3 protein-coding genes are annotated in these 2,875 nt (G+C 75.1%); 2 read left to right on the forward strand and 1 reads right to left on the reverse strand.

The window, feature by feature from the left end; genetic code table 11:
• The coding region (locus I4I78_RS31600; RefSeq protein ID WP_374225958.1) for a hypothetical protein at window positions 1–327 on the forward strand (327 nt) is incomplete at its 5' end.
• Between the two features lie 94 nt (window positions 328–421).
• Here I4I78_RS31600 and I4I78_RS31605 read toward each other — a convergent pair.
• On the reverse strand, window positions 422–2,224 hold the full coding sequence (locus I4I78_RS31605) for a class I adenylate-forming enzyme family protein (protein ID WP_218615175.1): 1,803 nt from the start codon (window positions 2,222–2,224) through the stop codon (window positions 422–424).
• A gap of 161 nt (window positions 2,225–2,385) precedes the next feature.
• On the opposite strand from I4I78_RS31605, the gene I4I78_RS31610 reads away from it, so the two are divergent.
• Window positions 2,386–2,875: AbrB family transcriptional regulator (locus I4I78_RS31610; RefSeq protein ID WP_218615176.1), on the forward strand; the 490-nt coding region annotated here is incomplete at its 3' end.

A 2,875-nucleotide genomic window follows, 5' to 3' on the forward strand; every position in this document is an offset into this window, starting at 1 on the left:
GATGCCGGTGCGCTCCGGCGGCAACGGGCGCTCGCCAGCGCGCAGGCCGACGCCGACCGCGCGCGGGAGGCCGCCGACCGGGCCCGGGAGCATCACGAGACCGCGCGCGCAGAGGCCGAGGACGCCGGACGTCGCCGCGACGAGGCCCGGGACCGGGTCTCCGAGCTGGTCGAGGCCCTCGAACGGGCCCGCACCGAGTCGGGCGCGGCCAACCGGGCGGCACACACCACCGCGACCGCGGAGAAGGAGGCCGCCCGCGCCGCCCGGACCGCCGACACCGCCCGCGACCGCGCCGACGCCGCCGTCCGCGAGCTGCAGGACGGCTGACGCCCGGTCTCACACACCGTCGGTACCCCGCACACACCATGTACGGCATGTGCGGGGCGTCGAACGTGTGTGGCATCGGAAGACGGGGACGGGGTCAGGTCGTACCGGGCGTGGTCAGGGTGTCGCGCAGGTCGCGCTTGCGGATCTTGCCGGTGGCGGTGCGCGGGAGGGGCTCGTCGGACCAGTGCACGTGCGCGGGGGCGGCGAACGCGCCGACCCGGGCGGTGACGGCGGCGCGGATCGTGTCGTCGTCGCGGGCGGTGCCGGGCTCGGCGTGCACGATCGCCGCGACCTCCTCCCCCAGCGTCGGGTGCGGCACCCCGAGCACGGCGACCTCGACGACGCCGGGCACCTCGTGGATCGCCGACTCCACCTGCACCGAGTAGACGTTCTCGCCGCCGCGCAGCACGACGTCCTTGAGCCGGTCCACGACGTAGACCCAGCCGTCGCGGACGAGGCCCAGGTCGCCGGTGCGGAACCAGCCGTCGACGAACGCGGCCGCGTCGGCGTCCGGGTTGTTCCAGTAGCCGCGGACGATGTTGGGCCCGCGGAACCACAGCTCGCCGATCTCGCCCTCGGCCGCGTCCGGGCCCTCCCCGTCGGCGGTGGCGATGCGCAGCTCGGCGCCGGGGGCCGGGCGGCCGACGCTGTCCGGGTGGGCCTGGTAGTCCGGCCCGGAGTTGGCGCAGATCGCCGACGTCGTCTCGGTCAGGCCGTAGCCGTTCGCCGCCCCGGCGCCGAGGTCGCGGCCGATCCGGGCGACCAGCTCCGGCGGGATCGGGGCGCCGCCCATCCCGATCGTCGTCAGCGACGCCAGGTCGGCCGGGTGCTCCGCGGCCTGCTCGACGAGCCCGGCCATCGTCGAGGGCACCCCGGCGGTCCGGGTGAGCTTCTCGTCGCGGACCAGCTCGCGGGCGGTGTCCGGGTCCCAGTGGTGCAGCGTGGCCAGCTTCGCCCCGCCCAGCACCGCCCCGACCAGGCCGTTGATGCCGGCGATGTGGAACATCGGGTAGGCCAGCAGCGTGCCGGGCTCGCTGCTGGGCGTGGTGCCGGACAGCAGCGCACCGGCCCGTCCCTGCAGCGCGACGTTGAGCAGGTTCGTGCAGTGGTTGCGGTGCGTGCCGACCGCGCCCTTCGGACGGCCGGTGGTGCCGGAGGTGTAGAGGATCGTCGCGACGTCGTCCGGGCCGACGTGGGAGTCCGGCACCGTCGCGGCGGGGTCGAGGTCGCGCACGAGGTCGTCCCACTCCCGGACCCCGTCCGGGGCGGGCCCGGTGCCGCGGACCCGGATCACCGGGACCCCTGCCCCGGCGCCGGTGCCGACGCCCGCACCGGCCAGCACGGCGGCGCGCTCGGTGTCGGCGAACACGACCCGCGAACCCGAGTCGGCGACGGCCCAGGCCAGCTCCGGGGCGCTCCACCAGGCGTTGAGCGGGACCGCGACCAGCCCGGCCACCTGCGCCGCGAAGAACACCACCGGCCACTCCGGGACGTTGCGCATCGCGATCGCGACCCGGTCGCCCGGCGCCAGCCCGAACCCCTCGAGGAGCGCGCGGGCCAGCCCGGCGACGAGCACCAGGTGCTCGCGGTAGGTCCGACGTTCGCCCCGGTACACGGTGAACGTCCGGTCGCCGAACACCTCGGTCCCGACGAGCAGCTCGCCCAGGGTGTGCGGACCACGCCGGTACACCCGCATCGGACGGCCGCCCACCTCGGTGCCGTTGCTCGTTCCGCTGACGCTTCTCTCGGTGCCGATGCTCGTTCCGCTGACGCTTCTCTCGGTGCCGATGCTCGTTCCGCTGACGCTTCTCTCGGTGACCAGCTCGAACTCCCCACCGGGCGCGGTCAGTCCCGCGATCACCGGGCCCAGCCCGACCTCGTCCGCGTGCTCGCCCACCTGCCACCTCCGCCGGTTCGACTCCCTCGTCGTGATCGATGGTGCCCTCTCGAGCGCCGTGGTGCGGTGTGTGATTTCACTGCGCAAAGATCGGATGTGGTTCTGCGACGGCCGGACCGGCTGCCTAGGCTCGACCGATGGGTCATCGGGCGGCGGATCGGATGGACCGCCTCAGATCCGTGTCCTGGGGCCGGTGGGCGGCGCTGGCCCTGCTGACCGTCGGTGCGACGCTCGCGTTCGCCGCCGTCGACGTCCCGTCGCCCGCCCTGTTCGCCGGACTGCTGGTCGCGACCGTGCTGGCGCTGCTCGGGTGGGGCCCGTCGCGGGTCGTGAAGCCGGCGACGGCCGGGGCGCAGGCCGTGATCGGCATCGTGATCGGGTTGCTGGCCCGCCCGGAGACCCTCGCGACCGTGGCCGCCGACTGGCTCCCGGTGCTGCTGATCAGCCTCGGCACGCTGCTGGCCAGCATGGGCGCCGGGCTGCTGATGGGCGTGGCGCGCGGGGTGTCCCCGCTGACCGGGATGCTGGCGCTCACCGCGGGCGGCGCGTCCGGGCTGGTCGCCATCACCCGCGACCTCGGCGGTGACGAGCGGATGGTCGCCGTCGTGCAGTACCTGCGGGTGGGACTGGTGACCGCGACCATGCCGGTGG

The sequence above is a fragment of the Pseudonocardia sp. KRD291 genome (assembly GCF_019263595.1).
In the GTDB taxonomy this organism is placed as follows: Bacteria; Actinomycetota; Actinomycetes; order Mycobacteriales; family Pseudonocardiaceae; genus Pseudonocardia.